Genomic DNA, 26344 nt, shown 5'->3' with positions numbered 1-26344 from the left:
GCGCAGGATAAATCGGCACTGGATGGAGCTTACTCCTTACTATCGAACAGATAATCCACGGCCGCCAGCTAATGAGATGTCGCGGGGCCATCATTGTTCAGAAGTTGTTGAAATTGTTCGGAAGACACCGCGTGAGAAATCAGGAAACCTTGCACCTGATTGCAGTCAACTTTGCGCAGCAGGGCCAGTTGCTGCGGTGTTTCCACCCCTTCGGCGACCACCGTCAGCCCGAGTTTGCGGCCCAGCGCGATGATGCTTGCCAACGCCTGGGCCATGCCTTCGTTTTCATTGCAGCCCTGCACCAGCGCCTGGTCGATCTTCAATTCGGTAAATGGCGTGGACACCAGGTTCAAGTACGAACTGTAGCCCTTGCCGAAATCATCCTGGGACAACCCAAAGCCCTTGATGCGCAGGCGGCAGGCGCCGGCATAGAAATTGCTGATGTCCTGGGGCACCGAGCATTCCATCAATTCGAAGCAGATCATTCCCGGAATGCCGTCGTGGTGCAGTACGAATTCCAGCAAGCGGTCTGCCAGGTCGTGGCTGTTGAGCAAGTGGGTGGGCAGGTTGATCGACACCGGAATTTCATAACCGCGCTGGCGCCAGCGTTCCTGGGCGTGGATCGCCTGTTTGAGCACCACCCACAGCAGTCGTTCTTCCAGCTCGAACGCCTTGATCGCCGGCAGGAACGCGGCGGGCAGCATTACGCCCTGCTCGGGGTGCATCCAGCGCACCAGCGCTTCGGCGGCGACAATGCGCCCGTTGGCGAGGGACTTTTTCGGTTGGAACCAGGCCTGCAGCTGGCCGCTGCTCATGGCCTGCACCAGGGTGTGGCGGTCGATGTCCAGGTGTTCGGGCAATTCGGGCGAGGGCTTGCGGGCTGTGTTCCTGAGCTGGTCCACCAGGCTGCGCAAGGCGTCGGCGGCGACCGGTTTGGAAATCAGCCCGATCACTTCCACATCGAGATTTTTCGCCACCAGGCTTGCCGCCATCAACATGCGCCGCGACGCCGCGCTCATGATCGCCAATGCCGGCTTGCAACGCAGGCTGGCCAGGCACTGGATAAACTGCACGCCGTCCATGCCGGGCATCAACAGGTCGGTCAGTACCAGGTCGAAATCGCGTTGGCGCAGACGCTCCAGCGCTTCTTTACCGTCCTCGGCGGTTTCGAGCATGAAATCCCCCAACTCACTGAGCAGGTGCTGCAGGTAGATGTGCTGCAGGGGATGGTCCTCAACAATCAAAATACTAAGGGGCTTCATGGGTGATCCGTGCATAAGGCGCCAGGGAGTTGAATAGAGCCCGCAACGCAAAGGGTTTGACCAGGCAATGGTTCATGCCGGCGGCCAGGCACAGGTCGGCCTCGCCGCGCATAGCGTTGGCGGTGGCCCCGATAATCGGCAACGGGCAGCCCTGGCGACGCAGTTCACGCGCCAGTTCGTAGCCGTTGATGTGGGGCATGTTCACGTCCGTCAACACCACGTCGAAGTTGCCGGCGGTGTACAGCTGTAACGCTTCCTGACCATCGGCCGCCAGCTCTACGGTGCAACCGAGTTCTTCGAGTTGGTCACGCAAAATCAGCTGGTTGATGATGTTGTCCTCGGCCACCAGCAGGTGCAGGTTGAGTTTGTTCAGGTCACGCTGGCGCGTCTGCTCACCGGCGCGGGCCACCCACAGCCCTTGCGCCTGGCTCACGGCTTGATGAATCGCCCCCAGGTGGTTGAGGTTGACGTGCCAGGCGCCGGCTTCGGCTTCCAACGCCGTGCAGGCGTTACTGCTGACGTGAATCACCGGGCCCGGCCACTCGGGCGCCAGTAAGGGGTCGACGCTGCCAGGGTGCACTTGCAGCAGCAGATGGCTTTCGGGCAGCGTCGGCAGCCCGGTCTGGGCGCGTGCACCCCAGCGGCGCAACCAGCCGCTGATGGCATGCGCCAGTTCCGGGATGGGCGACACCACGTAAATGGTCTCGGCCAGCAGCGGCGTCATCGGTGGGGTCGGCGCTTCTTCCAGTGGCAGGATCAGGCTGAAGCTGCTGCCCAGGCCCAGTTCGCTGACCATGCGGATATTGCCGTTCATCAATTCGGTCAGGCGCTGGCAGATCGGCAGGCCCAGGCCGGTGCCGGCAACCACGTTGGTATTACCTTCGCTCTGGTAGAACGGCTCGAAAATCATCGCCTGGTCTTCCTGGGCAATGCCTTTGCCAGTGTCGGAGACTTGCCACAACAAACTGGAGCGCTCGCCGTCGCGGCCGAGCACTTTGACCCGCAGCACCACGCGCCCGTAGTCGGTGAACTTCACCGCGTTGTTGAGCAGGTTATTCAGAATCTGGCGGATGCGCGTCACGTCGCCGATCAACCGCTCCGGCAACTTCGGGTCGAAGCAGGCATACAGTTGCAGGCCTTTGCCCTGGGCGGCGGCGGCGTAGCCCTGGATGATTTCGTGGACCAGGTCCAGCGGCGAGAACTCGCTCATCTCCAGTGCCAGCTGCCCGGCCTCGATCTTCGACACGTCGAGCACGTCGCAGATCAGTTGCAGCAAGGTCGAAGACGAGCCTTCGATGGCGTGCAGATAGTCTTTTTGCTGGGTGTCCAGTTGCGTGCGCGCGAGCAGTTCCAGGGTGCCGAGTACGCCGTACAACGGCGTCCGGATTTCATGGCTCATGGTCGCCAGGAACAGGGTTTTCGCGGCGTTGGCCGCGTCTGCCGAGTGCCGCGCTTCCTCCAGCGCAGCTTCAACTTGCTTGCGCGCACTGATGTCGCTGAAGGCGCAAAACAGCACGTCCTCGCCTCGGTAGCGGGTCGGCGCGCTGCTCAGGTACAGGTGGCGGCCGTCGATGGTTTCAAAATAATCGCTGCGTTCAGATGGCTCACCGGCAAACGCCTGCTCGATCCAGCCGGCACGCAGGGCCTCGCGCTCCGGGCCGTTGCCCAGCCATTGCTGGGCCAGGGTGTTTTCCAGCACCACTTGGCCATCGGTGCGGCGCAGTACGCACAGGGCAACGGGCGCGGTCTGGATCACATCACGGCCAAATGCCTCGCTTTCGATCAACGCCTGGATGCGATGGATAGAGGGAATGATGAAACGCTGGTCGACCCGGCGCATCACCAGCCAGATCAGGGTCAGGCTGAGCAGGCAAAACAGCAGCGAGCCGAGCAGCTGTTTCCACAGGCCGCAGACCACGGCGCGCAGGTCGATGGAATACATCAGCTGCCAGTCCGAGGATTTCAGGTGCTTGCGGATCACCAAGTGGTCGGGCAGCAAACCGCTGCCGACAAAGCCGAAAAAGCTGTCTTCGTCGGGCCGCGGGTGTTGCTGGCGCACCTGCGTGTCATCGCTGTTGGTGAACACCAACATGCCCTGAGAATTGAGCATCCTGAACTCACCGGCACTCTGGTCGCTGAGGGCCTGGGACACTTCGCGGCTTTCCATCTCCAGGCCCAGCCAGCCGGAATTAGGGTCTTGGCGGTCCAGGCGGATGAAAATGTACAGGTGCGAGTGCTGCTCGGTTCGGTCGCTCAGCCATAACTCGTTGAGGGTGGCCGGGTCGCTGCGCTGCAAGGCTTTGAGGCGGTTGAGCATGCACTTGGAAATCGGCAGCACCTGCGTGGTCGCGTCATACAACCGCATCACCTGCGGGTTGGGGCCGGCGTTCACATAGAGCAGGTTGAGCTGCTTGGCCTTGAGGTAGTCGCGCAGGCGCGCAGTCAGCCAAATGCTCCACTGATTGCCGGGCGTGTCGCCCAGTTGCACGTGCGCTTCTTCGGGAGAGGAGGGGTAAATCCTTGACTGCTTGCGCACCGCCGACAGGCTCAGGCTTTCGAGCAGGGCTTCGCGGTTGGTGAAAAAGGTGTGGGCTTCGGCGATGGCGCTGCTCATGTAGCCGCGGCGCTGGGAGATATCGTTATTGAAGGTCGACAGCAGGAACGTGTACACGCCGCTGAGGATGCCGATAAGCAGCACGGTCGCGAAAATACGAAGCAGCCTTCTGGCTGCTTCGGGTCGGGAGAGGACGGGGTTGATCTGGAGCAGATAACTTTTCAATCGCATCGGCGGACTTTAAGTGCCGGCTTACGCCGAGGGCATAAGACGATCCTTAAAAAATGCCCGATTAATTAAGTGTTTACTTGTAATACATATCCACCACCACCGCCGCGTCGAACGCGCCAGGGATCGGCAGGGTGCGCCATTTCAGGTCAGCGCGGAATTCGTCGTGGCTCTGGCCCAGCCCCATCAGATCCTGCAGGGTGAACCAGTTGTTGAATAACAGTGGCTGCTGGCTTTCGGCACGGGACAGTGAGATGCCCACCGACTTGTTGTTGTCCGGCACCAGCAACCCGTTGACCACACTGCCGCCGCCCGGCGTGGTGGCGAAGCGCGCGCTGACGGTGTAGGGCGTGTCGCAGCCCTTGCGCAGGTTCAAGCTGAAGTTCGCGGTGCTGGCGACTTCGCCGATTGCAAACTTGCGCGAGGGCATCGGGAAACTGACCACGCTGGGGGTGATGGTCAGCTCGGGTGTGCATGGCACGAAGCGGATGCCATTCATGCCGGTGACCACGTAGTTGAAGTTGCTGTTGGGCCGAGAGTTGAGCCCGAGCACACCGTCCAGTTGGAACACACGGTACGAGGTCAAGGTACTGGCCTGGCCGCTGGGGGGCGTGGGGTCGTATTTCTCGATGAACACGCTGAAGTTGAGGGTGAAGCGCGCCTTGTCCCAACCGACGCAGTTGGAGGTGCAGCCGCGGTCGGAAAAGAACCCGGTGCCGACCTTGCCGGTGCTTTGGGTAATCGGCTGGTTGTTGTAGCGAATGCCCACGCGGATACCCGTGCCAATGCTGACCTTGGCCGGGTTGACGTAGAAATACACTTCCTCGCGGCCATGTTTGTAGTCATCTTTGCAGATCACATTGATGGAGCGTGGGCCGGACTCCCAGATGATGCTGCCGTTGGGCGCATCGGCCGCCACCGCCAGCGCGGTGCCCAGCGCTTCCTGGGTAATGATCGAGTCGGTGCCGTCCTCACGGCAGGCCAGCGCGTGGCTGGTGGCAGGCAAGACCGCGCAGGCCCACAGCAGTATCGGTAAACAGCGTTTGGTCAGTGACATGGGTGCAAATACCTCGCGAACTATCAGTTCAGCGCCGCGCTGTGGCGGGCCTGCAAACCGATATCGGTGATTTCGGTGAAGTGGAGGGTGGTGCCCTTGGGCAATGGGCTCGGCGCGGTCAGGGTTTTGCTTTCGTGCGGCTTGAGCAGCAGGTAATCACTGAGTGCCTGGTTGTCGGTTTTAAGGTTCACCAGCGACAGATGAAACGCGCTGGGGTTACGGACCGTGACGGTGCGCCCGTCGCCGCTGCTCCAGACCAACTGCTGCACCGCTTCAGCCGAGCCACCTTTGAGCGCGGGCGGCCGATAGAACAGCTTGAGCCGCTGGCGTATCGCAAATTGCACGCTGTTGGGGTCTTCGGGCTTGAGCGGGATTTCCATGATGTTGAGCCAGAACAACGATTCGCGGTCGCTGGGCAAGCCTTCACCGGCATACAGGATGCGCAACGGGTGATGCTCGCCGGCACCCAGCTGCACCAGCGGTTCAGTGGCGGCAAATGGCACGGTGTGGCCCGCCGAATCGTCCTCGCCGGTGATCCAGGTTTGCACCACGACCTCACGTGATGCCTGGTTGACCACGTTAATGGTGGCGCCCCTGTCCTGGCCGAAATAGATCAGGCGCGTGCCTTCGATCTTCAGCGCGGCGCTGGCGGGCGGAGGCGCGAGGGCCAGCAAGCCGCCGGCTAAAATCACCATTCTGAGTAGAAACATGAGCACAGATGCAATCCATGGGAGCGTGTGGGAACGCAGCGCATGGTAGGGGCCGGACAGCGCGAAGGCTTTCAGGCGATTCTTAAAAGGTGCGGCGTGCCCCCGGTTACCGTTTCAGAATCGCCTTAAAGTCTGTTTCAGCCCTGACGGGTAACGTGATCAGCGTTGAATGATCGACGCGGATGCCCACCTGTCAGGTTTACCCTATGTCCAATAAAGCGTTACGCCTTCTGATTGCCGATGCAGACCTTCTGCAACGGATCAAGATCGAGAAAATGCTCAACCAGCTGGGCTATCACCGCATCGCCCCCTTGAGCTCGTTCGACGAGCTGCAGGCATTGACGCGTGCGGACGGCGTGGCGTTCGACCTGTTGATCATCAATACCGCGCTGGTGCATTCGCGGCAGGTCAACCTGTTGAAGTACTGCCATGACAACCCGCTGATTCGCCACACGCTGATCTATGACGGCCAATGTGCACAGAGCTCGGTAGTGTCGGTATCGGTAAGCCAGACCCTGCACTTGTCGCTGTCGCAATCGCCGGACTTCAACTCGCTGCGCCGCTGCATGGAAGTGGTCGACCCCGACCATAGCCTGCCAACGGTCGAGCGCCCGACCCTGCGCGCCGTCGAAAACCGGGTGAGCCAGTTCTCGACAGCGCCGCGCGCCATTTACCAGGGCGACCCGGCGGTGGTGGCGTGCGCGGTCGGGTTGTCGCCCAAGCGTTGAGCGTTATGAGGTCGCGTTATCTACGCCAGACGGGCACGTTGTCGTCGCCCAGCGTCCAATGCGGTTGCCTTGGCCGCAAGCAAACCCCGCCAACCCATCGGTCGCCGCTGGCGTGGGTCAGCCAATAGGCATCGCCGTTGAGCACCGCGCGCGCCAGTGGCGTTAACGCCAGCCCGCGACGCGGCCATGGCTGTTCGGTGTCGGTTTCGACCAGCAACGGCTGCTCGCCATCGATCAGCGGGCGCAACAGCGCATGAAACATCATGTCCCCCAGGAACGGCAGCGGCTCGCGTTTGCCCATCAACTCTGCAAACACCTCGGCGAAGGGCACTGGCCCGGCTTCGGCGATGTACGTCAGCGACAAACGTTCGGTGAGTGACAGGCCATCCTGGATGCCCGGCAACTCCTGCAACTGACGCAGTAAAGCCGGCGCGATAAAGGGCAGGGAAGGGTGAGTGCCGTGGGCCAGTTCCGCGAGCTTGACGGGCGAGCTGTCACAGTAAGCCGACCACGCCTGGCGGGCCAATTGCACCGCGGCATCATCGATCAACCGCCGCTGCGGCCATAACCACGCCAGCACGTCAGGAGCCAGTTGGCCGATGCCGATAAACCGCTCAACGCCTGGAATGCGGTCAACCTCGATCAGCTCCAGCTTGCGCGGTGCCTGCTCAAGACCGGCCAGTGCGCGGATCAGGAACAGCTGGTCATAGGCATCCGCCTCGCACCACAGCACGCAGTGATCGGCGTTGGCCAACCCTTCAAGCTGGTGGTATTCATCCCTGACGCGACGCGCTACGTCGCTGGGGTCCAGGGCAAAGGCCTGGCTGATAAACGCGCTGCGCATCGCGCGGAACGCTTCGTTGGGTAGATCGCGTATCGGGCCCATGCACAGCGGGTCGCTGAGCATCTGGAACTGCCCTTTGAACCCCGCCACGTGCAGGCTGTGGGCTATGTCATTGCCGCAGCGCCAATGGGTGGTGCGGGCCTCATCGCTGGCTTCGAAATCGGGGTGGCGCGCGGCGAAATCGAGGGCATCGACATGCGCCTTGAGCTTGGGCCAACTGCTGAAACCCAGCTGCTTGGCGACCTGCCATTGGGCCTGGGACAAGGTAGCGGTAGGGTCTTGGCTTTTCAGGCGCGGCAACAGTTCCTTGGCGCGTTTGCGCTGTTGCTCAAGGTTCAGACGGCCATCGGTGTTGGAGGATAAAGGGCGTTGCGACATACGATCTCCTTGCACAGACCTTTTCCGCTTTAAGGTTGGGAGTCGTAGAACTGAGGTAGAGCTGAGTGTCTTGGGCGCAGCCCTTTCCGCGGAAGGTGGCGTAGAGAGCGCCAGGCGGGAAATATAGGCAGCATTGGCGTTCAGTGCAACCCTGGGAATGTGGGAGCGGGCTTGCTCGCGAATGCGCTGGGTCAGCCAGCTCATTTGTAACTGATACACCGCCTTCGCGAGCAAGCCCGCTCCCACATTTAGCTATGTGTAGTCCCTTACTTATCTTTTCTGGCATCCATGGTTTTTTGATGCTCGGCCAGGAACGGTTGTTCCGCCGGGTCAAAGCGGTCAATCCCGGCGGTAAAACGATGCCAGTAGGGGTACAACGGCTGGCGCCGCGTCACGGCCTCGATACGTGAAGACTGTTCCTGCGTAAGTTTCAGTTCGGTCGCTGCAAGGTTGTCGCGCAGGTGCTCTTCGGTACGCGCACCGACGATCAACGAAGTGATGCCCGGGCGATCCTTGAGCCACGCCAGGCAGGTGCGCGCCACCGACACGCCATGTTCATCGCCCACGGCGGCGAGGGTCTCGATGATATCCAGCGCGCGCTCTTGATCATGCACGTAGGGTTCCGGCCAGCCGCTGCCCTGGCGGGTGTTGGCCGGCGGTTTGTGCCCGCGCCGGGTCGAGCCGGTCAGCAGGCCTTCGCCCATCGGGCCCCACACCAGCGTGCCGATGGACTGGTCCAGCGCCAGCGGCAGCAATTCGTACTCGGCTTCGCGCGATTCCGGGGTGTAGTAAATCTGCTGGGTGATGGGTTTGAGCATGCCGTGCAGCTCGGCCTTGCCCAGGGTTTTCATCATCTGCCAGGCGGTGAAGTTGCTGGTGCCGAAGTAGCGAATCTTGCCCGAGCCAACTAACAGCCGCAGCGCTTCGAGGGTTTCCTCGATGGGCGTCATGCCGTCCCAGTTGTGCAATTGGTAGAGGTCGATGTGGTCGGTGCCCAGGCGTTTCAAACTGGCTTCGCAGGCGCGGATCAGGTGGTAGCGCGAGGAGCCGGAGTTGTTCGGGTTCTTGTCCACCGGGCTGCGGCCCTTGGTGGCCAGCAGGATGTCGTGGCGCTTGTCGCCCAATGCCTTGCCCACCACTTCTTCGGCCAGGCCGTGGGAGTAGAGGTCGGCGGTGTCGACCATATTCACCCCGGCGTCGAACGCGATGTCGAACATGCGCTTGGCCTGGGGCACGTCCACCGAACCGCATTTTTCGAACTCGGCGCGACCGCCGAAGGGCACGGTGCCCAGGATGATTTCGGATACCAGCAGGCCAGAATGGCCCAGTTGTCGGTACTGCATGTCGCCTCCTGTTTTACGTTGCACGTGAAGGTGTGAACGACATGAGTGGCGATAGTTTGAATTTTTTCATGAAATCTTCGTGCACCTGCCGCACCATTACGCCCACCAGGATTTAAGAGGAACACCGCGTCCATGAGCGCACTGATAGAAACCCGCGCCCTCACGCGCGTAGACGAGCGTCGCCAAGTGGCTTTGCTTGAACCTACGGACTTCGCCCTGAACAGCGCCGATCGCGTGTCGATCACCGGTTCTTCCGGCTCCGGCAAAAGCGTGTTCCTGCGTGCGCTGGCCTTGTTGGATGCGCCCACCAGCGGGCAGGTTTTGTGGAATGGCCAGCCAATCGCCAACGCAGAGATCCCCCACTACCGCAGCCACATCAGCTACCTGTCGCAACGCCCGGCGCTGCTCGAGGGCACGGTGGAAGACAACCTGCGTTTTCCGTTCAGCCTCAAGACATTGCGCAAGCGCAGTTTCGATCTGACGGCAGTCACCGCGCTGCTTGAGCACGCGGGTAAAACGCCGGATTTTTTGCAGAAAAACGCCGGTGACCTGTCGGGCGGTGAGTCCCAGGTGGTGTCGCTCATCCGCACCTTGCAGCTGAACCCCGAAGTGCTGTTGCTCGACGAACCCACTGCGGCCCTCGACCCCACTTCATCCCGTGATGTAGAAGCACTGATTGACGCCTGGTTTGCCGGCGATAACGCCCGTGCCTATATCTGGGTGTCCCACGACCTCGACCAGGCCCAACGCATGAGCGCCATCCACCTGCACATGAGCGCCGGCGTGTTGAGTGGAGTGGCCCAGCCATGAACTATCAAAACCTCACCGCCCTGGACATGGGCATCGCCGCCTCGCTGATCCTGATCAACGGCGCGCTGTCATTGCTGCTGCGCCTGGGCCTTGGCCGCCAATTGCTGTGGGCGGCCGTGCGCACGGTGGTGCAATTGCTGGCCATCGGTTACCTGCTGGGCTGGGTGTTCGAGTTCGCGTACTGGTACGTGGTGCTGCCACTGATGTGTGCGATGACCTTGATCGCCGGCCTGTCGGCGGCCGGGCGTGGGCGGCGCACTTACCGTGGGCAACGGGTCGACAGCATCCTCTCGGTGTGGGGCAGTTCGTGGCTGGTCACGGCAGTGGGTTTGTTTGCGGTGATCCGCATCCACCCGTGGTACGAGCCGCAGTATGCGATCCCGATCCTGGGGATGATCCTCGGCAACACCTTGACCGGCGTGTCCTTGGGGATTGAGCGCATGACCCAGGAACTGACCTCGGGGCGCAACACCATCGAAATGATCCTGGCGCTCGGCGGTTCCCGCTGGGAAGCGGCGCAGGAAGCCATCCGCCAGGCCGTGCGCGCCGGGATGATCCCGACGCTGAACCAGATGACCGTGGTCGGCATCGTCAGCCTGCCCGGCATGATGACCGGCCAGGTGCTGGCGGGCGAGAGCCCGGTGGACGCGGTGCGCTATCAGATCGTGATCATGTTTCTGATCGCCGCGTCGTCGGCGTTGGGCACGGTAGGTGCGGTACTGCTCACCTACCGGCGGTTGTTTTCCACCAGCCACCGGTTTTTGCGTGATCGGCTGCAAGCGCGCACCTGAGCCTCAGGTGTTGTTGCAGCCCTTGGCGATCGAGTCTTCGTTGGAGGTGTAGGGCCGTGACGGTTCCAGGTTCCACTCCGGCTTGTTGCGGGCGATATTGAAGTGGCACACCAGTTGGCGGCGCATGCTGCCGACGTTGCTGTCACGGTTGTCCGGGTTGTCTTTCCAACCGGCATCCAGGTAGTGGTCGCTGGCCAATTCGTTGAAGAAGTTATTGGTCTGAGCCTCTTTGACTTGTCGCCCGCAGTCGGTCGGTGTCACTTCCAGGGTCATGACTTTGCGGCCAAAGCCAGGGTCATCCCGCTCCACCCACGTGGCGCTCTGCACGTAGCGATCACAGCTGTTCTTCTCGGTGATGGGCTGGATCACTTGTTTCTTGCTGTCGTAGGCGAACGAGGCATCTTGCTGGCGGGTTTGCGGCAGCTTCATATTGATCACCGGCAAGTACTGCCCCACAGCCTTGTACCACTGTAACTGGTTCAGCCGAGCGCCTTCCAGGCCGCCGTCTTCGGTGTAGAACAGCGCCAGGATCGACGGTGATTTCGGCGGGTTTTCTTCCCATTTGGCCAGGCGCAACTCGTTCTGGGTGGTGAAGGATTCATCGGCAATCGTCGCCATGGCGCGAATGCTTTGATAGAACGCCGGGCCGGCGGCGGTGTTGCGCTCGTCGCGTACGTCGAATGAGCATTGGCGCGAGTGATCGCCACGGTTCTGCTTGTAATTGGTGCCCCATTGTTCGGCCGTGGTGATGCCTTGTTCATGGCAGAATTTTTCCACCACGCCCGGGGTGCGCCGCGAGTCGGTACAGCCTGCCCCGTTGCGGTCATCGGTAGCCGCGTCGATGGGGAACGAGCACAGTACGGCGTAATCCTGATGGTCCTTGGGGTTGCCGAAAATCGTGTCGAAGATAAAGCCGCTTTTCAGGCCGTAGGCGAGCTTGCGGTACTTGGAGTCCTTGCGCAGGTACGAGGCCGACACGCCGCCGCTGGCCTGGCTTTTCGGGCTGACGCTGTAGAACTGGTAATCGGTGGACGGCCAGGTGGCGCGGAACAATACGCCGGAGCACAGGAACGCCGGTTTGGACGGCCCACCGCAATCGGGGCGTGTGTCGTTGTAGAGTTGGTTGAGGCGGTTGACGGTATCGCTGCCTTGGTCGGCGTGGGCGGTGAAGGCCAGTACGGCGAGGGCAAAAGCGAGGGGCGTGCGTGATCCTTTCATGGGCAAAGCTCCTTGAATGACGTGAAGCGACTGGAACGACTCCTTGCTCCACTCGGTGGTGAGCGTAGACAGACACTCGCCGCTGGTCCAGTTTGGCCTTGGAGAGGTGCAGCTTTGAGCCGCAGTGTCGATCAAATGTGGTTGTCACGGGGGGCGGTGGGTACATATCCATTATTTAGGTGATGGCCTCTATTGGTTCCGCTCTTACAGCGGGTCACTTTTGAAAAGAGCCCAAAAGTAACCAAAAGGCTCTTGCCCCACCACTCGGCACCTCGCCTAGGCTCGGTGTGCCCGCACTCCGGCTTTGGAGCGGGGGCCGCCGCGATGGGCCATCCTTGGCCCAGCGCGGCTAAACCGGCGTCCTGCCGGTTTACCCCCGCTCCAAAGCCTGCGTTCGGCCAGCGTGGTTGACGGGGCGCCTAAGATCAAAATCAAGATCAAAATCTACAGCACGGCGGCCTAGTAGCCGACCTGAGTGGTTAGATCAAAAGCGAAAGCGAGGCGGCCTGACAGCCGACCTGTTTACTGAAGCTGTTCTCGGTCTAATTGTGGGAGGGAGCTTGCTCCCACATTTGGAGCTCAGTACATCAGGTAGATGTGTGTACTCGGTCAAAGGTGGGAGCTGGCTTGCCTGCGAAGGCATCGACTGTGTCTTACTGATGTACCGAGGTGTCTGCATCGCAGGCAAGCCAGCTCCCACAGAAAAGCAGCTCTGCTTTTGCCTTGTTTTTGCCCTGCTTTTGCTTCAACCCTCAGTTGCGCCACGGTGCAAGGCGCGATCAACGCCGCGGTACAGTGCGCGGGGTTGATTCGGTGCCAGAGTTACCCGGTTCACGAACACCTGCTGAGCGGCCAGTTGTGCCGCGTGATGGCCGCGTTTGAGCCGCCACCGTTGCCGGTGCATGTGGTCTACCGCGAAGGCCGCCATGCGCCGATGCGCGTGCGCAGCTTTGTCGACCACTGTGTAGCGGCGCTGCGTGAGCATCCGGCATTTCAGTTGGCGTAACAGTGGATTGCGCGGTGTGGGCATTCTCTCGATGCGGCGCAGGGCATAGCCTCTACACATCCAACCTGAGGTGATCGTCATGAACCTGATCGAACAACCCCCCTGGCATGCCGGCGAACGGCAGATGCAAGAAAGCGCCGGTGTCGCAGAGCGCATGGCGGTGGTCGGGGCCAAAGTGATTCGCGATCATTTGCCAGCGCAGCATCGCGATTTTTACCCCTTGCTGCCGTACCTGATGCTCGGGGTGGTGGATGAGCAGGGCGTTCCTTGGGCGACATTGCTGGAAGGCGCGCCGGGGTTTGCTCATTCACCTGATCCGCACACCTTGCAGATCGACAGCCGGCCGTCCAAAGGCGACCCGGCGCTGTCTGCGTTACACCGCGGTGCGTCGGTCGGGGTGCTGGGTATCGACCTCAACACCCGCCGCCGCAACCGCATGAATGGCCGCATTGGCAGCCTGGATCATGAGGGTTTCTCGGTCGACGTGGTGCATACATTTGGCAACTGCCCCAAGTACATCCAGCTGCGGCCCGTCGATGCAATCGCGCGCAAACCCGGCACCCAGGCCGAACACTTGAACGGCCTGGACCAGGCCGCGCAAACAATGATCCGCAACGCCGACACCTTTTTCGTCGCCAGCTACGTCGACGCGGAGGGCGAGCGCTCGGTGGACGTTTCCCATCGCGGCGGCAACCGCGGGTTTGTGCGCGTGGACGGCAACGTGCTGACCATCCCGGACTTCGCCGGCAACCTGTTCTTCAACACCTTGGGCAACCTGTCGGCCAACCCAGTGGCGGGGTTGTTGTTTATCGATTTCGAATCGGGTGACGTGCTGCAGATTGCCGGGCGCACCGCGCTGATCCTCAGCGGCCCCGAAGTAGCCACTTTCGAAGGTGCACAGCGGTTGTGGACGGTGGCCGTAGAGCGTGTGGTGCGCCGCCCGGCAGCGTTGGCGTTGCGCTGGCAGTTTGCCGGGTTTTCGCCATTCAGCCTGGCGATGGGTCATTGGTAACGCAGGCTTGCTCATCACACCCCTCTGCATTCGTGCCCCTCGGTTAATACTCAATTGCGCCACCCCCGGTGTTTAGCCTCGGCCCATCACGCAATACTCCTTCGGGATTTTGCCCTGAGGTTTTAACCATGAATGTACCGAGCCGACTTGCGCTCCTGATTTGCGCTGCTGCTGTTCTCACCGCCTGTGGCGAATCGTCCAAGCTGCCGTTCCAGGCGGGTGTCGGGCCTGCCCCGCAATTGCCGGCGCCCAGCACCTCCTTGATTCCCACACTCAAGGTTTCCAAGGCCGTGGGTTGGCCCGGCGGCGCCCAGCCCACCGCGCCTGAAGGTTTTACCGTCACGGCCCTGGCCGATAACCTCGACCACCCGCGCTGGGTGTACACCTTGCCCAATGGTGATGTGCTGGTCGCCGAAAGCAACCACCCGCCGATGCCCGAAGGCGCCACCGATGGCGGCACCGGCTTGATCGCCTGGGCGCGTCGCACCGCCATGGGGTTTGTGATGGGCCGTGTCGGCGCCGATACCCCCAGCGCCAACCGCATCACCCTGCTGCGCGATGCCGACCACGATGGCCGTGCCGAAGTGCGCAGCGAATTCCTCAGCGGCTTGGCATCCCCGTTCGGCATGGCGCTGGTGGGTGACGCGCTGTACATCGGTAATGCCGACGCGGTGGTCAAGGTGCCCTATACCACGGGCCAGACCCACATCGACGCCACGCCGGTAAAAGTCACCGACCTGCCGGCCGGGATCAACCATCACTGGACCAAAAACCTGCTGGCCAACCCCGAAGGCACGAAGCTCTACGTGACCGTGGGTTCCAACAGCAATGTCGGCGAAAACGGTCTCGACGCCGAAGAAGGGCGTGCCGCCATCTGGGAGCTGGACGTCGCCAGCGGCGAGAAGCGCCTATTCGCCAGCGGCTTGCGCAACCCCAACGGGCTGGCCTGGAAGCCCGGCTCCACGCAACTGTGGACCGTGGTCAACGAGCGCGATGAAATCGGCAGCGACCTGGTGCCTGATTACCTCACCAGCGTGCAAGACGGCGCATTCTACGGTTGGCCGTGGAGTTACTACGGTGCTCACGTTGATGTGCGCGTGCAACCACCACGCCCGGACAAAGTCGCCCAGGCCATTGCGCCGGACTATGCCCTTGGCACTCACGTTGCGCCGCTGGGCCTGACCTTCTCTGATGCGCGCGGCATGCCGGCGGCGTTTGCCAATGGTGTGTTTGTGGGTGAGCACGGCTCGTGGAACCGCAACCCGCAGGCGGGTTACAAGGTGGTGTTCATTGCCTTCAAGGATGGCAAGCCCGCTGGCACGCCAGTGGATTTCCTCACTGGTTTTCTCAACGCTGAAGGCGAAGCGCAAGGACGGCCAGTGGGGGGGACCCTGGACGCCCAAGGCGCGCTGCTGGTGGCCGATGATGTGGGTAACAAGGTGTGGCGGGTGGCGCAACGCAAACCTTAGAAGCTGGCGCTGAGTAAATGTGGGAGCTGGCTCCCACAGAAAAGCAGAGCCCGGGTGGCATGCCAGCCTAACTAATGGTGGGAGCTAAACTCGGACAAATTGTGGGAGCGGGCTTGCTCGCGAATGCGGTGAGTCAGTCAGCTTATTTGTAACTGATACACCGCATTCGCGAGCAAGCCCGCTCCCACATTTGGATTTCATTGCATTCAGGTAGATGGGGTACTGCTCTGCTTTTGACGTTGATCTAAGATCGTCCCGTCAACCACGCATCAACGCCGTGCCAGCACCGATGCATCCTCCCAAGCCCCGCCCAGTGCCGTGTACAGATTCACTTCCGCCACCAGTTGTGCCAAACGATCGACAATCAGCGCCTGCTGTGAACTGAACAGCGAGCGCTGTGCATCGAGGAACGTCAGGTTGCTGTCGACGCCGCTGCGGTAGCGGTGTTGGGCCAGGTCGTAGTAGGCCTGGTTGGCCGCGACGAAATCCCGCTGAGCATCAAGCTGGTCGTTGAAGGTTTGGCGGGCGGCGAGGCCGTCGGCGACTTCCTGAAACGCCGTCTGGATCGACTTTTCATACTGCGCCACAGTGATGTCTTTTTGCAGTTTGGCGTAGTCCAGGCTCGCGCGCAGGCTGCCGGCGTTGAAGATCGGCAAGTTGATCTGCGGCTGGAAGGTCCAGGTGCCCGAACCGCCTTTGAACAATCCCGACAGCTCCTTGCTGGTGCTGCCGGCGTTGGCCGTGAGGGTGACCGACGGAAAGAACGCCGCACGGGCCGCGCCGATATTCGCGTTGGCGGCCTGCAATTGGTATTCGGCCTGGAGGATATCCGGGCGGCGTTGCAGCAAGTCGGATGGCAGGCCTGCGGGCACGCGCGCCACCAGGTCATCGGCGAGTGGTCGTGACGGCAGGTTCTCATCCACCGAGCCGCCCACCAGCAGGGCGAGGTTGTTCAGGTCCTGGGCGACTTGGCGCTCATAGCGGGCCACGCTGGCGCGTGTACTTTCCACCGCCGTGCGCGCTTGCACCACCTCCAGCGCCGAGGCTTTGCCCGCGCTTTTGCTGCGGCTGGTCAGTTGCCAACTGTGGTCGTTGGCCACCAGGGTTTGCTCGGCCAGGGCCAGCAGCTCCTGGTCGGCGCGCCAGGTCAGGTAGGCATTGGCGACGTTAGCCACCAGGCTCAGCTGTGTGCTGCGCCGCGCTTCTTCAGTACTCAAATACGTCAGCAGCGCCTGTTCGCTGAGGCTGCGCACACGGCCGAACAAGTCCAGTTCATAGGCGCTGAGCCCCAGCGTGGCGGAGTAGTTGGAGGTGATCGCAGACTTGCCGGTGCCGGTCACTTCCCGCGGCAACTTCTGGCGCTTACCGGCACCTGTGGCGGACACCGCCGGGAACAGGTCGGCACGCTGGATGCGGTATTGCGCCTGGAACGCCTCAACATTCAACGCGGCTACTCGCAGGTCGCGGTTATTGGCCAGTGCATTACCGATCAGTTGCTGCAACGCCGGGTCGTGAAACAGCTGTTGCCAGCCCGGTGTCGCCACCACGGCACCGGCCTGCGCCAGGCGATAGACCCCGTCCTGTGGGTACTGCGCCGGCACGGGCGCGGCCGGCCGTTGGTACTCGGGGATCAGTGAACAACCGCCGAGCATCCACACCATGCTGACGGTTGTGAGCAGCCATTTGTTCATCAGGCGCCAACCATCCATTTGGCCAACCCATGTCGACCACTGACGCCCAACTTGGCGGCGGCGCGCTTGAGGTAGGTTTCAATCGAGCTGTTTTTCACGCTGAGCTTTTCCGCCATTTGCGGCACGGTGCCGCCGGTCAACAGGCCCAGGCACACCTCCTGTTCACGCGCCGACAGGGTCACATCGCTCAGGGACAGACGCTTGTAGAACTCGCGCTGCAGCTGCGACTGCTCCAGTTGGTTGTGAACCGGCTCGGGCTGCGCGTGGGGGGCTTGGCGCAGGATCTGCGCGTGCCGCTCCATCAGCGGTAACAGGGTGTCTGACAGGCACTTGAGAAACGACAACTCAGCCAGGGAAAACCCCTGTTGGGTGGGTGGGCGGTAGAACGAAATCACGCAGCGTCGATTGCCCTGACGCGACACCAGGTTGCACTGGTGCGAGCTGCCAAGCGGGTGGGCGCTGTCGGCCTTGGCCTTCATCTGGATCAGCAGCGGGTCCTGCATGCGCAGCATTTGCCGCAGCAGCGGGTGGTCTTTGAGCGGGTGCAGGGTTTGCGGCGCAGACAAGTCCTTTTTCAGCCCGGCGCTGCCCAGCAGCTTGATCTCGCGCACGCTGTCGCGCAGTTCATCGAGGGTCCATTCACTGAGGTCCACGAGGTGGATAGGCACCCACTTGTCCACCAGATGCAACATGCTGGCGGCGAAGTGCTCGTGGCCGCTGTTTGAAATCAACTCGCCCATTTCGGCGTAGAAATGCGGGCTTTCGGCGCTGCCAATACTACGGGTCAGACTCATAGCCATCTCATCCTTGATGTCGAAAACCGTCAACGGGCGCCCTGGGTCTGCGTGGGGCGAGCCGTACTCCTTGAACGTAACTCGGCGTTCGAGAGGTTATTTAGCCATAGGGATTTGTCCTACGTATGTAGCGGAAACGAGGGACACAACCTGCCATAAAATCCGCGTCATTAATTCGACGTTTCTGACGGGGTATTCCGCCTACGAAATGCGCTGGATAATTTTTAGATTTAATTAAATAACTGATAAATAACGAATATATTTATCTGTTGGGGATTTTTAAGCCTCGCAACGCCGGTGATATATAGCCAATCTCCTACAGCCATTTAATCGTTTCATCAATGAACCTTCAGCCAAGCCGGTTTGCGCCCCTTTGGATGTCCGGGTTTCGGGTGACAGACACGCCCCAACCCCCATGCTCAAATCCGGCAATTTCGGCGTAATGGGCCACCCTGCGCGGCCAGTGCCTGACACCCATGAGAAGGATCTTATGCAGTATTCCTCGAGCTTGCCGGCCAGCTTCCCCCTCACCGCCGCCCAACAGGACATCTGGCTCGACCAGCTGCGTGTGGGGGATTCGCCGCTGTACAACATTGGCGGTTACCTCGATTTCGCCGGCGCCGTGGTGCCCGAGCTGCTCCAGCGTGCCGTCGAGCTGCTGGTGGCCAAGCACGATGCGTTGCGCACCCAGCTGCACAGCGACGCCGATGGCTTGCCTCGGCAAACCTTTGACGCCCAGTGGGTGGTCGAAGTGGTGCAGCACGACTTTTGCGCGCTGCCCGACCCGCATGCCGCCACCCAGGCGTTGATGCACGCGCAAATGGCGCGGCCGTATGCCATGGCCGGCGAGCCGCTGTTCAGGTTTTTTCTGGTCAAGCTCGACGACGATCACTACCGCCTCGGCATCCTGGCCCACCACTTGATCCTCGACGGTTGGGGCTTTGGCCAGATGCTGCAATCCTTGGCGCGCCTCTACACCGACCTGCAACACGGTCGACCATCGGAGCCGCAGGCGCCTTCCTATATCGAGTTTATCGACACCGACCAGCGCTATCTGCATTCCGCGCGTTACGCCCGTGACCGCGCCTACTGGCTGGACAAATACCAACGGTTACCTGAGTCGCTGCTGACGCCCCGCCACAACGCGCAGGCACCGAGCAACACCGTTGTGGAAGCGTTCCCGGTGACGCTGCTCAGCCGCATGGAACAAGTCGCCAGCCGTTACCAGGCCTCGGCCTTTCATGTATTGCTGGCCGCGATGTACGTGTATTTCACCCGCACCAGCCAGCGTGATGAATGGGTGGTGGGGCTGCCGATTCTTAACCGCTCCAACGCGCGTTTTCGTTCCACCGTGGGCCTGTTCGCCCAGGTCAGCGCGGTGCGTTTTCAGTTCAGCGAGCAGGAGTCGTTCAGCGCAGTGGTGCGTGGTGTACGTGACCAGCTCAAGCAGGATTTCCGCCACCAGCGCTTTCCCCTGAGCGAGATGAACCGGGCGTTGGGCCTGCGTCGTATGGGGCGCAACCAGTTGTTCGAGGTGTCGGTGTCTTTTGAGCAGGACGACCACGACCTGCGTTACGGCCAGGTCCAGGCGCGGGCGATCAAGGTGTCCAACCACCATGAACCGCTGCCGATTGCCATCCACCTGCGCAGCAACCGTTACCAGGACACCGCGTGCTTGCATTGCGTCTATAACGAAGCGTACTTCCAGCACGCCGAAGTGCAGGCGTTGGCGCAGCGCTTTGTCTGGCTGCTGGAGCAGGGGCTGGAAAATACCGCGCTGGCGGTGGGTGAGTTTTCCCTGGTGACGCCTGCCGAACAGGCCCGGCTGCAGCAGTGGAACGCGACCGCGCAGCCTACTGCCGCACTGCACACCCTGCACACCCTGCACGGGCGCATCGAAGCGCAGGCCGCGCGTACACCGGATGCCGTGGCGGCGCAGTGTCAGGGCCGGCAACTGACCTACACCCAGCTTGATCAACAGGCCAATGCCCTGGCCCTGCAACTGCTGGAACATGGCGTACAGCCGGATGATCGTGTGGCAATTGTGGCCCGGCGCGGCCTGGATACCTTGGTGGGGCTGTTGGCGGTCCTCAAGTCCGGCGGCTGCTACGTGCCTGTCGACCCGGCCCATCCTGCGGAACGCCTGAATTACCTATTACATGACAGTGCGCCCGTGGCGGTGTTGACCCAGCAGGATTTACTGCACCGTCTGCCCGCACTGGACGTGCCGGTGATCCGCCTCGACAACCCTGCCGCCTACCTCGGGGGCAGCCCGCGTGTGGCGGTTACGCCGTCGCACCTCGCCTATGTGATCTACACCTCTGGCTCCACTGGGCTACCCAAGGGTGTGATGGTCGAACACCACACCGTGTCGAACCTGGTGGACTGGCACTGCCAGGCGTTCAACCTGCACGCGGGCAGCCACACCGCCAGCGTGGCGGGGTTCGGCTTTGATGCGATGGCCTGGGAAGTCTGGCCCGCGCTGTGCGTAGGCGCGACACTGCACCTGCCACCGGCCCACGATGGCCCGGAAGACATTGACGCGCTGCTGAGCTGGTGGCGCGCACAGCCGTTGGATGTGTGCTTTTTGCCGACGCCAGTGGCCGAGTACGCCTTCAGCCAGCGCCTGGAACACCCGACATTGCGTACGTTGCTGATCGGCGGCGACCGCCTGCGCGCCTTCAGCCGGGCGCAGACCTTCGAAGTCATCAACAACTACGGCCCCACCGAAGCCACGGTGGTCGCCACCTCCGGGCGGGTCGAGGTGGGCCGGCCGCTGCACATCGGCGGGCCTATCGCCAATGCCACGGTCTACTTGCTCGATGAGCAACAACGCCCGGTGCCCGTCGGTGTGGTGGGGGAGTTGTACGTGGGTGGCAAGGGCGTGGCGCGCGGTTATTTGAATCGCCCCGACTTGAGTGCCGAACGTTTTCTGAAGGATCCCTTCACCACAGGGCGCCTGTACCGCACCGGCGACCTGGCGCGCTGGTTGCCCTGCGGCAACCTGGAATACCTGGGCCGCAATGACGACCAGGTAAAAATCCGAGGCGTGCGTATCGAACTGGGAGAGATTGAAGCCGCGCTGGCCACCCATCCGGCGATCAAGGAAGCCGTGGTGCAGTTCCGTGAAGGGCAATTGCTGGCCTGGTTTATCGAGCAGCACAGCGTCGATATCGAGGCGCTGCGTGCCCACCTCCAAGCCTCGTTGCCGGATTACATGCTGCCGGCGGCCTATGTGAAACTGGACGTTTTGCCCCTCACCGCCAACGGCAAACTCGACCGCAACGCCTTGCCTGCGCCCACGCAAGCAGCCTTCGTCACGCGCCTGTTTGAGGCGCCACGCGAGGGTGTGGAAACCACCTTGGCGCAGATCTGGACCGAACTGCTGCACGTGCAGCAGATCGGCCGTCATGATCATTTCTTCGAACTGGGCGGGCATTCGCTGCTGGCCGTGCAACTGGTGCAACGCATGCGTCAGGCCGGGTTGCGTGCCGACGTGCAGGTGTTGTTCGGCCAGCCAACCCTGGCGGCGCTGGCGGCGGCCAGCGTCGGCAGCGAGTTGCGGGTGCCAGCCAATCGAATTCCGCTGGGTTGCACGCACATCACGGCGGACATGCTCGCGCTGGCCGAGCTGGATCAGCCCAGCCTTGATCGCATCGTCGCGAGCATTCCCGCAGGGGCGGCCAATGTGCAGGAAATCTACCCGCTGGCGCCGTTGCAGGAAGGCTTGCTGTACCACCACATCACCGATGAGCGTGACCCGTACCAGCAACAGGCGATGTTCAGTTTCTCCCGCCGCGAGCAGTTGGATGCGTTTGCCCAGGCGCTGCAACAGGTGATCAACCGTCACGATATCCTGCGTACCAGCTTGGTGTGGGACGCGCTTGAGCAGCCGATGCAAGTGGTGTGGCGCAACGCTCAACTGCGGGTTCAACCGCTGTGCGAAGCGCCTGCGCCCTTGGACTTGCGCCAGGCGCCGTTGATGGCCCTGGACTACGCCGAAGAGCCGCACAACCGGCGCTGGGTCGCCCGATTGCGCTTTCATCACCTGGTCAACGATGCCACCTCGACCACTGTTTTGGTGGACGAAATTCGCGCCCATCTGCTCGGCCAACAGGCGCAATTGCCGGTGCCGGTGCCGTACCGCAATGTGGTCGCGCAGACCCGTTCGCCTGAGCGCCAGGCCGCCCATGAAGCCTTCTTCCGCGAGCGCCTGGCGGATGTCGATGAGCCGACCCTGGCGTTCGGCTTGCAGGAGCGCCAGGCGGATCGGGCTGAAATCGAAGCCTTCGAACAGCCGCTCAGCGATGCCCTTAACCAACGCTTGCGGGCGCAGGCCCGAGCCCTTGGCGTCAGTGCCGCCAGCCTGTTCCATTTGGCCTGGGCGCAAGTGCTCAGCCGCGTCGCGGGCCGCGAGGACGTGGTGTTCGGCACCGTGCTGCTCGGCCGTTTGCAGGCCGGCGAGGGCGCCGACCGCGCCTTGGGCATGTTCATCAATACCTTGCCGTTGCGCCTGCGCCTGGCCGGGCAAACCGTGCTCGATGCGCTCAACGACACCCACGCCCAGCTCAGCGCCTTGCTCGCCCATGAGCAGGCTTCGCTTGCGTTGGCGCAGCGTTGCAGCGGCGCGTCACCGCTGTTCAACAGCCTGCTCAATTACCGTCACACCAGCGCCGACCCGGACTTGAACCTGGTGCCGGGCGTCGCCTTGCTCAGCAGTGAAGACATCCTCAGTTACCCGCTGATGCTTACGGTCGATGACATTACCAACGGCTTTCGGCTCAAGGCCAAGGCGCCGCGCAAGGTCGGTGCCGAGCGCCTGCTCGGCTACCTCGACACGGCCCTGCATGGCCTGGCGCACGCACTTGAACACGCACCAGACACGCCACTGCGCGAGGTGCAGGTGCTGCCTGCCCGCGAACTGCGCCGGCTATTGGTGGACTTCAACGCCACCGAAACCGATTACCCCGACACCCTCACCGTACAGGCGCTGTTTGAAGCCCATGCGCGGCATACCCCGCACGCCATCGCGGTGCAAGCGGGCGAGCGGCAGCTGACTTATCGCGCGCTTAACGAGCGCGCGAACCAGTTGGCCTTCCACCTGCGTGAGCGCGGCGTGCAGCCGGATTCGCGGGTGGCGCTGTGTGTCGAACGGGGGTTGGACCTGGTCGTCGGTTTGCTGGCGATTCTAAAAGCGGGCGGCGCTTATGTGCCGCTTGACCCAGGCTACCCGCGCGAGCGCCTGGCCTACATGCTCAACGACAGCCAACCGGTGGCGCTGCTGGTACATGCCGCCACCCGCGACTTGCCGGGCGAGGTGTCTATCCCGGTGATCGACTTTGACCACAACGGCTGGAGCCAGGCGCCCATCGGTAATCCTTCGGTGCCCGGCTTGAGCGCCGCCAACCTGGCCTACGTAATGTACACCTCGGGCTCCACCGGCACGCCCAAAGGCGTGATGATTGAGCATCGAGGCCTGGGCAACCTCATGCACTGGGGCTCACGGCTGTGCCCGAATACCAACGGCGGCGCCTTGTTGCAGCGTGCGCCGTTCAGCTTCGACGGCTCGGTGTGGGAACTGTTCTGGCCGCTGGCCAACGGCATGCGCCTGGTTCTCGCGCGGCCCGATGGGCATCGTGAACCGGCCTACCTGGCGCAAGTGGTTCGCGAGCAGCAGATCACGGTGATCAAGTTCGTGCCGGCGATGTTGCAGCAGTTCCTCGAACTGGAAGAGTCGGCCCTGTGCACCAGCCTCACCGACGTGCTGTGCGGCGGCGGTGAACTCACCGAAGCCCTGGCCCGTGGCGTGCAGGCGCGCTTGCCCAAGGTGCGCTTGCATAACGTTTACGGCCCCACCGAAGCGACGGTGGACAGCAGCGCCTGGACCTTGGAACCCGGCGACCCAGTGCCCACGCTTCAACTGCCGATTGGCCGGGCGATCAACAACACGCGGCTGTATGTGCTCGACGAACACGATGCGCCGGTGCCGTTCGGTGTGAGCGGCCAGTTGCATATTGGTGGCGTCGGCGTTGCCCGTGGTTATTTGGGGTTGGCACAGATGACCGCCGAACGGTTTATCGACAGCCCGTTTGTGGCCGGTGACCGGCTGTATCGCACGGGCGACTTGGTGCGCTACTTGCCGGACGGCAACCTGGAGTTTTTGGGGCGCAATGATTTCCAGGTCAAGCTGCGCGGCGTGCGCCTGGAGCTGGGCGAAATCGAATCACGCCTGGCGGCGCACCCGGCCTTGCGTGAAGTGGCGGTGTTGATTCGCGATGAGCGTCTGGTGGCCTACTTCACCTTGCGCGGGCACGCGCCGAGCCTGGACGCCTTGCGCGCCCACGTGCTGGAGCAGTTGCCTGAGTACATGGTGCCGGCTGCCTTTGTGCAGCTTGAGGTGTTGCCGCTTAATCCTGCCGGCAAGCTTGACCGCAAGGCGCTGCCTGAGCCGGGGTTGGAGTCGGTGGTCAGTCGTGCTTATGAAGCGCCGGTGGGTGAGGTGGAAACCTTGATGTCAGGGATTTGGGCTGACGTTTTGAAGCTGGAGCGGGTAGGGCGGCATGACCACTTCTTTGAACTGGGCGGGCATTCTTTGCTGGCGGTGAATTTGGTGGCGCGCATGCGCAAGGCGGGGTTGGAGGTGGATGCGCGAACGTTGTTCAGCCAGCCGACACTGGCGCAGCTCGCGGCCTGCACCGCGACGCAGGTGCAACGGGTGGAAGTGGCGCAGACTGCCATTCCTCAGCTCAACCGTCGCCGGCGCATTTGAGGGCTGGGCGTGGTCATTGTGGGAGTCGGGGTTGCTCGCGATGGCGGTGCGCTTGTTTAGGTAGACTGAGTACATATCCGTTGCTGCGGTAACGGCTTCGTATGGTTCCGCTCTTACAGCCATGCCTTTCAAGGTCTTGGTTTAAAATCCCCCCCAAACTTCAGTCAGGATGACGAAACCATGTGGGAAAAGGTTCTAGAGCGGTTCGAAAAACAAGCACCGGCCAGTGTCATGACCAAGCTGGTATTAGAGCAGGCCGTACCTGCCGAATGGGTTGATAAGGTGTTCAATGATCACCGCCAACGTCAGTACTCCCGTGAGCTTTTATTTTCAACCGTTGTAGAGCTGATGTCCCTAGTTTCATTGGGCCTGAGACCCTCTCTACACGCGGCAGCGCGCAAGATGGAGGGGCTTTCAGTCACCCTTTCGGCGCTCTATGACAAGATTAATCGGACCGAGCCCGAGCTGCTTCGAGCCCTGATTTCGGGTAGCGCAGAGCGTTTAGAGCCGACCATAAAAACGCTCGGCCATTCATCGATCCTACCCGGCTGGCAATTGCGTATTGTTGACGGCAACCACCTGCCCTCCACTGAAAAACGTCTTGGCGCTTTGCGCACTGAACGAGCTGCGGCTCGCCCGGGCTTTTCCGTAGTGGCCTACGACCCTGATCTGGATTTAGTCGTTGATCTTCAGCCTTGTGAAGACGCCCATGCCAGCGAGCGGGTCAGTGTTTTACCGCTGTTGGCCCGCGCAAGCGCGGGCCAACTGTGGGTGGCTGACCGGCTCTACTGCACGCTGCCGGTCCTACAAGCCTGCGAAGACACGGGGGCTTCGTTCATCGTTCGCGAACACAGCAAACATCCTCGCATAATTCAGGAAAGCGACTGGCAAGAGTCAGGGATCGTCGACAGCGGAAGCGTTCGTGAGCAAATCATTGAAGTAAAAGGTGGCCGCCGCTGGCGACGCGTTGAGTTGAGCCTGCAAACGGCAAATGATTCAGGCGATTCGGTGATGCGGTTCTGGAGCAACTTGCCCGACACCATTAGCGCTCGGCAAATAGCCGATTTGTACCGCCGCCGCTGGAGTATTGAGGGAATGTTCCAACGCCTTGAATCGGTGCTGGACAGTGAGATTAAGAGCCTTGGTAGCCCTAAAGCCGCGCTGCTGGGCTTTGCCTCAGCGGTTCTGGCTTACAACGTTTTGTCGGTTCTCAAACGCAGTGTTGATCAGGCCCACCGCGAAACGCAGCCAGCGGGTTGGGAGGCCTCGATTTACCATTTGGCGGTGCATGTTCGCAGTGATTATCAGGGAATGCAGATCGCATTGCCTGCGGAGAATTTCCCTATTGAAAAGACCTCGCAAGGGCTGGCAGAGCGGTTGTTGGCCCTGGCGAGGTTGATCAAACCCAAGGCCGTCGCGAAAAGTCCTCGTGGTCCTAAAGTCGCCAAACCTAAGGAGTGGCTGGAAGGTAAGGCTGCACGGGCCCATGTATCAACAGCTCGGGTGCTCAAGGCTGCCAAGTCGGATAAACAAGCTTAAACATGACTTTAAACGGATCTTTAAACGCAGACCTTGAAAGGCATGGCTCTTACAGCGGGTCACTTTTGGCAAACGCCCCAAAAGTAACCAAAAGGTCTTTGCCCCACCACTCGGTGCCTCGCTTAGGCTCGGCATGCCCGC

Annotated in this window: 17 protein-coding genes; 8 read left to right on the top strand and 9 right to left on the bottom strand. The window is 61.7% G+C overall.

All coding sequences use genetic code 11. The annotated features are described in order from the left end of the window. Positions 1-68 precede the first annotated feature (68 nt). The 4 genes from pvrR to ACA065_RS19575 form a co-directional block, all read right to left on the bottom strand. The gene (gene pvrR, locus ACA065_RS19590) at positions 69-1262 is read right to left on the bottom strand and encodes a response regulator cyclic di-GMP phosphodiesterase PvrR (protein ID WP_497691125.1); all 1194 of its coding nucleotides are present in this window, start codon (positions 1260-1262) and stop codon (positions 69-71) included. Then, positions 1249-4047 carry an ATP-binding protein gene (locus ACA065_RS19585; RefSeq protein WP_497691124.1) on the bottom strand — a complete coding sequence of 933 codons (2799 nt, stop codon included), beginning with the start codon at positions 4045-4047 and terminating at the stop codon, positions 1249-1251. The genes pvrR and ACA065_RS19585 overlap by 14 nt, the downstream gene beginning before the upstream one ends. Before the next feature lie 73 nt (positions 4048-4120). Then, a complete protein-coding gene (locus tag ACA065_RS19580) occupies positions 4121-5101 on the bottom strand; it encodes a fimbrial protein (RefSeq protein WP_497691123.1) in 981 nt (326 codons plus the stop codon). A gap of 23 nt (positions 5102-5124) precedes the next feature. Beyond that, complete coding sequence (locus ACA065_RS19575) at positions 5125-5811, bottom strand: fimbrial biogenesis chaperone (protein WP_497691122.1); 687 nt, start codon at positions 5809-5811, stop codon at positions 5125-5127. Between the two features lie 206 nt (positions 5812-6017). Here ACA065_RS19575 and ACA065_RS19570 point away from each other — a divergent pair, with 206 nt between their 5' ends. Next, a complete protein-coding gene (locus tag ACA065_RS19570) occupies positions 6018-6539 on the top strand; it encodes a chemotaxis protein CheY (RefSeq protein ID WP_497691121.1) in 522 nt (173 codons plus the stop codon). A gap of 16 nt (positions 6540-6555) precedes the next feature. Here the strand turns inward: ACA065_RS19570 and ACA065_RS19565 are convergent, their stop codons facing one another. Together ACA065_RS19565 and ACA065_RS19560 are read right to left on the bottom strand one after the other, a co-directional pair. Then, positions 6556-7761 (bottom strand): DUF1835 domain-containing protein, encoded by a 1206-nt coding sequence (locus ACA065_RS19565; protein ID WP_497691120.1) that lies wholly within the window; start codon positions 7759-7761, stop codon positions 6556-6558. Positions 7762-8027: 266 nt separating this feature from the next. Then, positions 8028-9104: an aldo/keto reductase gene (locus tag ACA065_RS19560; RefSeq protein ID WP_497691119.1), complete on the bottom strand. Its 1077-nt coding sequence runs from the start codon at positions 9102-9104 to the stop codon at positions 8028-8030. A gap of 132 nt (positions 9105-9236) precedes the next feature. On the opposite strand from ACA065_RS19560, the gene ACA065_RS19555 reads away from it, so the two are divergent. After that, complete coding sequence (locus ACA065_RS19555) at positions 9237-9914, top strand: ABC transporter ATP-binding protein (RefSeq protein WP_497691118.1); 678 nt, start codon at positions 9237-9239, stop codon at positions 9912-9914. Continuing rightward, positions 9911-10705 (top strand): ABC transporter permease, encoded by a 795-nt coding sequence (locus ACA065_RS19550; protein ID WP_497691117.1) that lies wholly within the window; start codon positions 9911-9913, stop codon positions 10703-10705. Before ACA065_RS19555 ends, ACA065_RS19550 begins: the two co-directional genes overlap by 4 nt. A 3-nt stretch (positions 10706-10708) precedes the next feature. On the opposite strand, the gene ACA065_RS19545 is transcribed toward ACA065_RS19550, so the two are convergent. After that, positions 10709-11923, bottom strand: coding sequence for a DUF2599 domain-containing protein (locus ACA065_RS19545; RefSeq protein WP_497691116.1), 1215 nt, complete (start codon positions 11921-11923; stop codon positions 10709-10711). A gap of 595 nt (positions 11924-12518) precedes the next feature. On the opposite strand from ACA065_RS19545, the gene ACA065_RS19540 reads away from it, so the two are divergent. The 3 genes from ACA065_RS19540 to ACA065_RS19530 all read left to right on the top strand — a co-directional run bounded on the left by ACA065_RS19540 (position 12519) and on the right by ACA065_RS19530 (position 15410). After that, positions 12519-12929 (top strand): LysR substrate-binding domain-containing protein, encoded by a 411-nt coding sequence (locus ACA065_RS19540; RefSeq protein WP_497691115.1) that lies wholly within the window; start codon positions 12519-12521, stop codon positions 12927-12929. 79 nt (positions 12930-13008) lie between these two features. Continuing rightward, on the top strand, positions 13009-13941 hold the full coding sequence (locus ACA065_RS19535) for a flavin-nucleotide-binding protein (protein ID WP_497691114.1): 933 nt from the start codon (positions 13009-13011) through the stop codon (positions 13939-13941). A 128-nt stretch (positions 13942-14069) separates the two neighbouring features. Continuing rightward, positions 14070-15410 carry a PQQ-dependent sugar dehydrogenase gene (locus ACA065_RS19530; protein ID WP_497691113.1) on the top strand — a complete coding sequence of 447 codons (1341 nt, stop codon included), beginning with the start codon at positions 14070-14072 and terminating at the stop codon, positions 15408-15410. A 269-nt stretch (positions 15411-15679) separates the two neighbouring features. On the opposite strand, the gene adeC is transcribed toward ACA065_RS19530, so the two are convergent. Together adeC and ACA065_RS19520 are read right to left on the bottom strand one after the other, a co-directional pair. Next, positions 15680-17101 (bottom strand): AdeC/AdeK/OprM family multidrug efflux complex outer membrane factor, encoded by a 1422-nt coding sequence (gene adeC / locus ACA065_RS19525; RefSeq protein ID WP_497691112.1) that lies wholly within the window; start codon positions 17099-17101, stop codon positions 15680-15682. Further along, positions 17101-17895, bottom strand: coding sequence for a helix-turn-helix transcriptional regulator (locus ACA065_RS19520; RefSeq protein ID WP_497691111.1), 795 nt, complete (start codon positions 17893-17895; stop codon positions 17101-17103). Before ACA065_RS19520 ends, adeC begins: the two co-directional genes overlap by 1 nt. 490 nt (positions 17896-18385) lie before the next feature. On the opposite strand from ACA065_RS19520, the gene ACA065_RS19515 reads away from it, so the two are divergent. After that, a complete protein-coding gene (locus ACA065_RS19515) occupies positions 18386-24664 on the top strand; it encodes an amino acid adenylation domain-containing protein (protein WP_497691110.1) in 6279 nt (2092 codons plus the stop codon). Positions 24665-24895: 231 nt separating this feature from the next. Beyond that, positions 24896-26203, top strand: coding sequence for an IS4 family transposase (locus ACA065_RS19510; RefSeq protein ID WP_497695382.1), 1308 nt, complete (start codon positions 24896-24898; stop codon positions 26201-26203). The last annotated feature ends 141 nt before the right edge of the window (positions 26204-26344 follow it).

The sequence above is a fragment of the Pseudomonas sp. LBUM1640 genome (assembly GCF_059716225.1).
The sequence above is the reverse complement of the archived record's forward strand: the minus strand, read 5'-3'. Positions and strand labels throughout refer to the sequence as shown.

Bases quoted from the DNA above. Each gene is read 5' to 3' on its own strand.
- pvrR (WP_497691125.1), bottom strand. From the start codon at position 1,262: ATGAAGCCCCTTAGTATTTTGATTGTTGAGGACCATCCCCTGCAGCAC.
- ACA065_RS19585 (WP_497691124.1), bottom strand. From the start codon at position 4,047: ATGCGATTGAAAAGTTATCTGCTCCAGATCAACCCCGTCCTCTCCCGA.
- ACA065_RS19580 (WP_497691123.1), bottom strand. From the start codon at position 5,101: ATGTCACTGACCAAACGCTGTTTACCGATACTGCTGTGGGCCTGCGCG.
- ACA065_RS19575 (WP_497691122.1), bottom strand. From the start codon at position 5,811: ATGTTTCTACTCAGAATGGTGATTTTAGCCGGCGGCTTGCTGGCCCTC.
- ACA065_RS19570 (WP_497691121.1), top strand. From the start codon at position 6,018: ATGTCCAATAAAGCGTTACGCCTTCTGATTGCCGATGCAGACCTTCTG.
- ACA065_RS19565 (WP_497691120.1), bottom strand. From the start codon at position 7,761: ATGTCGCAACGCCCTTTATCCTCCAACACCGATGGCCGTCTGAACCTT.
- ACA065_RS19560 (WP_497691119.1), bottom strand. From the start codon at position 9,104: ATGCAGTACCGACAACTGGGCCATTCTGGCCTGCTGGTATCCGAAATC.
- ACA065_RS19555 (WP_497691118.1), top strand. From the start codon at position 9,237: ATGAGCGCACTGATAGAAACCCGCGCCCTCACGCGCGTAGACGAGCGT.
- ACA065_RS19550 (WP_497691117.1), top strand. From the start codon at position 9,911: ATGAACTATCAAAACCTCACCGCCCTGGACATGGGCATCGCCGCCTCG.
- ACA065_RS19545 (WP_497691116.1), bottom strand. From the start codon at position 11,923: ATGAAAGGATCACGCACGCCCCTCGCTTTTGCCCTCGCCGTACTGGCC.
- ACA065_RS19540 (WP_497691115.1), top strand. From the start codon at position 12,519: ATGTGTGTACTCGGTCAAAGGTGGGAGCTGGCTTGCCTGCGAAGGCAT.
- ACA065_RS19535 (WP_497691114.1), top strand. From the start codon at position 13,009: ATGAACCTGATCGAACAACCCCCCTGGCATGCCGGCGAACGGCAGATG.
- ACA065_RS19530 (WP_497691113.1), top strand. From the start codon at position 14,070: ATGAATGTACCGAGCCGACTTGCGCTCCTGATTTGCGCTGCTGCTGTT.
- adeC (WP_497691112.1), bottom strand. From the start codon at position 17,101: ATGAACAAATGGCTGCTCACAACCGTCAGCATGGTGTGGATGCTCGGC.
- ACA065_RS19520 (WP_497691111.1), bottom strand. From the start codon at position 17,895: ATGAGTCTGACCCGTAGTATTGGCAGCGCCGAAAGCCCGCATTTCTAC.
- ACA065_RS19515 (WP_497691110.1), top strand. From the start codon at position 18,386: ATGCAGTATTCCTCGAGCTTGCCGGCCAGCTTCCCCCTCACCGCCGCC.
- ACA065_RS19510 (WP_497695382.1), top strand. From the start codon at position 24,896: ATGACCAAGCTGGTATTAGAGCAGGCCGTACCTGCCGAATGGGTTGAT.